This window comes from Halomonas sp. 3D7M, assembly GCF_014897885.1.
Classification (GTDB): domain Bacteria; phylum Pseudomonadota; class Gammaproteobacteria; order Pseudomonadales; family Halomonadaceae; genus Vreelandella.
On the sequence record NZ_JABUZF010000150.1, the window covers coordinates 1 to 6,444 of the forward strand.

Here is a 6,444-nt window from a genome sequence, read left to right on the forward strand (position 1 = left end):
GAAGGGTTATCAAGGCGGCTTCCAGGTAGACCTGATGATTAAAGATCTGGGCCTCGCCATGGATGTTAGTCAGCAAAGCGCCTCACCAGTGCCCATGGGGTCTGCCGCACGTTCGTTATTCACCCTGCATAAAGCCAGCGGCAACGGCAAACTCGATTTCTCCAGCCTGCTGCAGTTTTATCAAGATAAGGAGTGAGAGTAAGGCGTGAATGGAAAATGGAAAATGGAAAATGGTAAGTGGTAAGTGGTAAGTGGTGGTGTCGCGCGTGGTAGCGAGTTTTGCGCGGAACGAGCAACACTAGGCACCCGCGAGCGGGCGGCATAGCCGCCCCTTGTCACTTGCTTCAAAGGCGGGCACACTCATTTTCTTCACTATTCTCAGATGTATGCCCAGAAAAAGGACTGCCATGATTACGCTTTGGGGCCGCAATAACTCCACTAACGTCAAAAAAGTGCGCTGGGTGCTCGAAGAGCTCGGCTTGGCGTTTGAACAAATTCCGGCAGGAATGCAGCACGGGGTCAACAATACCTCAGCGTACTTGGCCATGAACCCCAATGGGCTAGTGCCGCTACTTAAAGACGACGCGACCGATAGCGTGTTATGGGAATCTAACACCATTATCCGCTACTTGGCTGCGCAGTATGGCCAAGGTAGCTTATGGGTAGATAACCCCGCCAAGCGCGCCCAGGCAGAGAAATGGATGGATTGGGCGAACAATACGCTTTCGCCCAGGCACCGCGTTATTTTGCAGGGATTCGTAAGAACACCGCCAGAAGAGCGCGACAACGCCGCTATTGATGCTGGAATGCTAGCCTGTGAAAGGTCATTCGAACTGCTAGATAACGCGCTGGCAAACCAAAGCCAACCCTGGTTTTCCGGCGATGAGTTTGGCCTCGGCGACATCGCCTTAGCGCCGTTTATCTATAACCTTTGGAACATTGGGTTAACCTGGCAGCGGCGCCCCAATCTGGAGCGCTGGTACCAACAGATTGCAGAACGCCCCGCCTTTCAGAACGTAGTGATGATTCCTGTTACGTGATGTAGAAAGCAGCCCTCCCTGATGACGGGAGGGCGCTCTAGCGCACTACAATTTGCTAAACGGCTAAATACACGGGCTTTATTGTGCATTTATGCGATGGAGCATACGGGGTTTGTAGTGCGTGGTAAGCGAAGCGCACCCGCAATGGCAGCCTGGCGCAGCGGTTGTAAGTGGAACAGCACAGCCTTGACAGCACAGTAAATAAGGGCAATTTATATTGTGGGAGGTCGCTTTAGCGCGATGATTTAGCCACTAAATGTTCCCTAAAACTTCGCCTCCAATTTAGCCAATTCGCTATTAAGTTCCTTCAACACCCCACACGGCAAGCCATGGCGCTCGGCGCTATCAATCAACGGCCCTAAAATCGCCCCGCGCTCGGTGGGACGCTTGGCCTCAACATCCTGCAACATCGAGGCCTTATTGTTAGCGGTGTTCTCCACCACCTGCCACACCAGCGCCAACCACGCGTCTTCACCTTCGTCACCATTCGGTGGTGCAATGTTTTCCTGCTTTAAAATCGCCGCGACCTCTTTGACCACCGCTGCCAAACGGCCTGCATAAGCGTCACCGCGCAGCTCACCATTGCGCACACCATTTAGCGCCACCAATGGGTTGATCGCCGCATTCACCGCCAGCTTTTGCCACAGGCGTTGGCGTATATCACCGACCGCTGTTGCGGTAAAGCCTGACTCACTCAATAGCGCCGCTAACGCCTCCGCCAATCCCGCGTGCTGATTATCTAAATCACCAATAAACGTAGGCCCGCGCCCCGCGTGAACCACACCATCATCCCCAGTGAGATAAGCACCCTGAGTAGTGGTCGCGCACAGCACTGGCCCAGGCCACGTTTGTGTAATACGCGGTTGTGCCAAAAAGCCGTTCTGCCACAGCACCAGTGGGGTAGTGGGCGCAACCACATCGGCAATACTGGCAAGTGCCGCCTCGGCGGCCATGGCTTTGGTGGTGATATGTACAAACCCAGGCGCGGGAAGCGGATGAGAGGCTAGTTCCGCAACCGTAGCGCTCGCCAGCCGCTGAGTTCGCTCTTCACCTTCAGGGGTGGTCAGGTGTTGTTGTTCAGGCAGCGCACGTCGGCCAATCAAAGTGGTGTCAGTGAAGGGGGAAAGCGAATGCGCCAACAGGCGACCAATGGCCCCAGGGCCAAGTATCCAATGGGAAGTCATCGTTGATTTTTAGCCATTAACAGCGGTGTTGTCGCCAAGCTTACCGTGTTCAGCACTAGGAAATGAAGGTGAGGTGAGCAGCAGCTTCACGGCATCGGCTTTTTTGTTGTGGTGATAGAAGAAGCTAAAAGGCGTTATGAGCGAACAAGCTCTAGACGTGGCAGAAGACCGCAATGCGCGGCTAATGACTAATGACGGGCAGAAGGATTATCTGCTAGCGTTAAGGCTAAGAAGATTTTGTGTAAAAGGCTGAGTCGCGTTACAGGGAAGAGGGGAGCTCGTGTATAGCTCCACGTGCAATGTCGGCTTGCGACCCAAAGCGGACTTCGCTGAGACCGGATATTCATAAGTGCCTTTGGCTCACAATGCGCGTTTTTCTGGTAGGGTTTGAATACAAATGCTTGGTTTTCTGGAGTGGCTTTTTCAAAGTTTTATGAAACAAGGTGTTAGGGGAAAGCTATTGATGTTTATGCGCAATATCCAAAGGGTGGTGGAAATGTTAACGCGCATGCGCGTTTTTCTGGCAAAGCGCATCGCGTAGACGGCATTTGTTTCTCTAAATTTCAATGCATTATAACTATATGGTCAGGATGGTGGTGGCCAGAAAAACACGCATGCGCACTAATAAACTGTTATGCAACATGGAGGAAGCTTAAGATGAGTAAGACATATAAAGGTTCTTGTTTGTGCGGAGGCATCCGGTTTTCTGTTAATGGTTTCAGTGAAAAAGCGGCAAACTGTTATTGCTCAATGTGTCGTAAATTTCATGGTGCAGCTTTTGGAACTTTGGTCGGAGTGCGAGGGTTAAAGTGGCTTTCAGGCGAGCAATTGTTAAAAGAGTTCGTTGCATCCAATGGTACTATTCGAACTTTCTGCTCCGAATGTGGTTCGAGTTTAGGCTTCCGTGTCAAAGGTTCAACTCATGATGAAATAGAGTTAGCTATCTCCACGTTCGACGACGATATACCAGTAAAAGTAGATGCCCAAATTTACACAGTGTATAAGGCAAATTGGTGTCACCTAGACCCTAAATTACCTGTGTTCACAGAGGGGCGTGAAGGTTAGGCGTACACCTTTGGGCTTGTTGCATAACAAACGCTTTAAGACGGATTCGCAACGCTTGGCGGTTTTGGTTTCATTCGGCTTTAGTGTTTACGGTGTAATGGTTTAGTGTCGTGGTAGCGTTGCTCACCACTTAAGCGGGCGTTCAGCGTCGCACAAGGGCTAACGAATAAATGAAGCGATTAATCGACCTAACCAATGAAGAAGCACGTGCTCATTTCTTGAAGGGGAGTAGCTACTTCAATGGCGATATTCCGAGCTACATTAATTTCGAGCCTATTTTGGCAAGTGTTTCGGAAATCTTAGGCGGCGCTAGTTTTAATCAGTTCAAGAAAAGCAGTCCAGCCGATTTTCCTGATGTAAATTACAATTTCATTGCCAACAAGGACGGAAGGTTTGCTTGGCGACCATATGAGTTGATGCATCCTGCAATATACGTCTCATTGGTAAACGTTATTTGCGACGAGGAAAACTGGGCTCTAATCATATCCCGTATGGCTGAGTTTGAGGATGGCGTCATCGACTGTTGCAGCGCGCCTGTAATGTCAGTGGACCACCAGACCGATGTTGCCACTCAGATTAAAGGGTGGTGGCAGGCTGTTGAACAACGCTCTTTGACTTATTCGCTGGAATTCAATCACCTTCTTCACACCGATGTGACAGACTGTTACGGCTCGCTGTACACGCATAGCATTGCATGGGCTATCCATGGGATCGAAGAAGCTAAGAAAAACAAAACTAAGAAGTCGCTTCTTGGAAACAAGATTGATTTCCACATCCAGGCTAGTCGTTACGGCCAAACAAATGGAATTTGCCAAGGCTCGGTACTTATGGACTTTATCGCCGAAATCGTACTTGGCTATGTCGATGAGCTTATCAATACTGAGCTAGGTAGCTGTTCTGATATCCGAATCCTTCGTTACCGAGATGATTACCGCATCTTTGCAAACAGCGACGAACGTGCAGAATCCGTTCTTAAGGTTGTAAGCGATAAGTTGCGAACGGTCGGGATGAAGCTTGGGGTTTCAAAGACTTTTTCCAGCGGAAACGTAGTGGAAGGGTCTATCAAGCCAGACAAACTTGCAGGTATTGAACTGCAAGACCTTGGAAAAGAAAATGCCAAAACGATCCAAAAACAATTAATGAGACTCCATGCGTTCGGTCAACGATATCCGAATAGCGGTGCGTTACGTCGGTTAGTGGGCGATTTTCACACTAACGTTTCTAGCCAAACGGAATCTCCCGACGACCTCGAAGTTCAAGTGGCAATCGCAACAGATATTGCCTATGTGTCTCCAGCAACTTTTCCCGCTGTAGCTGGAATTTTGAGCCATCTTATTGCGCTTGCACCAACCGAAGACAAGGTTCGACTCTGGACTAAAGTCCGAGAGAAAATTAAGCGGGTTCCTTACAACGGTTATCTTGAAATATGGTTGCAGCGAGTAACTCAACCAAAAGCCGTGGGTATCCCATTCGATAGTTCTGAGCCAATTTGCCAGATAGTTAATGGTGGAGCACCGCAATTGTGGGGGTGTGACTGGATCGCTAGTGAAGCTTTGAAAAATGCGATTGATGTGAAAAGTATTGTGGTTGCGGACGTAGCAGAGGCAACAGAAGTGATTGAACCCGAAGAAATCGAGCTGTTCAAACAGAATGCTTGGGCATACTAACATTCTAAATAAGGGTGTCGTAAATGGTGCTGAACAAAGCGTTGCACCGGACAAGCCGGTGAACGCGGCGTTATATCAGCACTACCGCAATGGCCGCTCCTGGCCGGACAATGACAGCCCGAAATAGGCCGTCGTTTACCCTCATCAAACTTCTGTCTGTTCTGCCATTTCCAGCGCGTCATCTACCTCTATCCCTAGATACCTGACGGTGCTTTCAAGCTTCGTATGACCCAGAAGCAGTTGCACTGCCCTCAAGTTTTTCGTGCGACGGTATATCAGCGAAGCTTTCGTACGACGCATAGTGTGCGTGCCATAAATTGACGCATCTAGACCTATTTCGGTAACCCAAGCTTTGACAATACGGGCATATTGGCGCGTTGAGAGATGCTTTGGGCTATTGATGCTGCTGGGAAACAAGAAATCTTCGTTTCTGAGTTGAGTAAGCTGTATCCAATCCATTATAGCAATGCGGGTTTGCTCGGTTATTTCGAACTGGACAGGTTGATGCGTTTTTTGCTGCATCAAGATGGCTCGTGGTGATATGCACGCACCATGGGCTATATCTCGTATTCGTAAATTGGCGAGATCGCAGCCCCGTAATTTGCTATCGATGGCTAAATTGAAGAGGGCGAGGTCTCTCGTCTTTTACACGTATGACCCAAATATCTTGAAGGCGCAGAGGTGTCTTTTGCCCAACTAACTTGCCTTTATTCCAAGGTGTAAAGGAGATTTCAGTCGAAATGTTCCTTCATCGGGTAGAGGTCAGAGAATGGCTCAATTCACGCTCATCATGTGCTAAGGTTAATTCATGGTCAGGGCTCGACCCAAAGTGGCCCTATCGGCAAACCCGTTTAGCCGCATTATGCAGCCGGAACGATGATCAATGTTTTGCAGCCTGACAATACTTGGTTTCTTTTAATTTTAAGGTGGTAAATTGTGAATGGCATGCGATAACCTAAATGAACGTGTCAGCACGTTCAAGTCAATAAACGATCTGACAGTCTAATAAAGACGTATTATACGTGATTGGAGAAATATGACACATCCAAAAGTATTCTTGAGTCATGCATCTGAAGATAAAGAGCGATTTGTAAATGAATTTTCTATCAGGCTTATTCAAAATGGTGTTGATGTATGGCTGGATAAATGGGAAATGCTTCCAGGTGATAGTTTAGTCGATAAGATATTTGAAGAAGGTCTGAAAGAAGCAGAGGCTGTAATAATTGTGCTGTCCGAATATAGTGTTCGAAAGCCTTGGGTGCAAGAAGAGTTAAACTCAACTATCGTAAGTAAGATCCAGAAAGGGACAAAAATAATTCCTATCCTTATAGATGATTGTGAAGTCCCTGAGCCACTGAAATCTACACTATGGGAATCCATTAAAGACAAAAAATCCTATGATTTAAGCTTTGAAAGAATCTTAGCCTCGGTTTTTGGGGCTTCTTTAAAACCAAAGATTGGTCAGCCACCCTCATATACTACGTCTGT

The 6,444-nt window shown here is 48.2% G+C and carries 7 protein-coding genes; 5 read left to right on the top strand and 2 right to left on the bottom strand.

All coding sequences use genetic code 11. From position 1 onward, the window contains the following. Both INT22_RS07240 and INT22_RS07245 read left to right on the top strand, forming a co-directional pair. The coding region (locus INT22_RS07240) for an NAD-binding protein (RefSeq protein WP_193067958.1) at nucleotides 1-196 on the top strand (196 nt) is incomplete at its 5' end. Nucleotides 197-407: 211 nt separating this feature from the next. After that, nucleotides 408-1,040 (top strand): glutathione S-transferase family protein, encoded by a 633-nt coding sequence (locus tag INT22_RS07245; RefSeq protein ID WP_193061371.1) that lies wholly within the window; start codon nucleotides 408-410, stop codon nucleotides 1,038-1,040. A gap of 263 nt (nucleotides 1,041-1,303) precedes the next feature. Here INT22_RS07245 and INT22_RS07250 read toward each other — a convergent pair whose 3' ends face one another. After that, nucleotides 1,304-2,224 carry a ketopantoate reductase family protein gene (locus INT22_RS07250; RefSeq protein WP_193061372.1) on the bottom strand — a complete coding sequence of 307 codons (921 nt, stop codon included), beginning with the start codon at nucleotides 2,222-2,224 and terminating at the stop codon, nucleotides 1,304-1,306. Nucleotides 2,225-2,881: 657 nt separating this feature from the next. Here INT22_RS07250 and INT22_RS07255 point away from each other — a divergent pair. Both INT22_RS07255 and INT22_RS07260 read left to right on the top strand, forming a co-directional pair. Continuing rightward, nucleotides 2,882-3,289 (top strand): GFA family protein, encoded by a 408-nt coding sequence (locus INT22_RS07255; RefSeq protein ID WP_193061373.1) that lies wholly within the window; start codon nucleotides 2,882-2,884, stop codon nucleotides 3,287-3,289. Between the two features lie 170 nt (nucleotides 3,290-3,459). Then, a complete protein-coding gene (locus tag INT22_RS07260) occupies nucleotides 3,460-4,956 on the top strand; it encodes an RNA-directed DNA polymerase (RefSeq protein WP_193061374.1) in 1,497 nt (498 codons plus the stop codon). Nucleotides 4,957-5,100: 144 nt separating this feature from the next. Here the strand turns inward: INT22_RS07260 and INT22_RS07265 are convergent, their stop codons facing one another. After that, nucleotides 5,101-5,568, bottom strand: coding sequence for a tyrosine-type recombinase/integrase (locus tag INT22_RS07265; protein ID WP_442311491.1), 468 nt, complete (start codon nucleotides 5,566-5,568; stop codon nucleotides 5,101-5,103). Nucleotides 5,569-5,992: 424 nt separating this feature from the next. Between INT22_RS07265 and INT22_RS07270 the strand changes: the two genes are divergently transcribed. Continuing rightward, a partial coding sequence (locus tag INT22_RS07270) for a toll/interleukin-1 receptor domain-containing protein (protein ID WP_193067959.1) occupies nucleotides 5,993-6,444 on the top strand: 452 nt, incomplete at its 3' end.

Coding starts and splice junctions, on each gene's coding strand:
- INT22_RS07245 (WP_193061371.1), top strand. CDS start 408: ATGATTACGCTTTGGGGCCGCAATAACTCCACTAACGTCAAAAAAGTG.
- INT22_RS07260 (WP_193061374.1), top strand. CDS start 3,460: ATGAAGCGATTAATCGACCTAACCAATGAAGAAGCACGTGCTCATTTC.
- INT22_RS07255 (WP_193061373.1), top strand. CDS start 2,882: ATGAGTAAGACATATAAAGGTTCTTGTTTGTGCGGAGGCATCCGGTTT.
- INT22_RS07250 (WP_193061372.1), bottom strand. CDS start 2,224: ATGACTTCCCATTGGATACTTGGCCCTGGGGCCATTGGTCGCCTGTTG.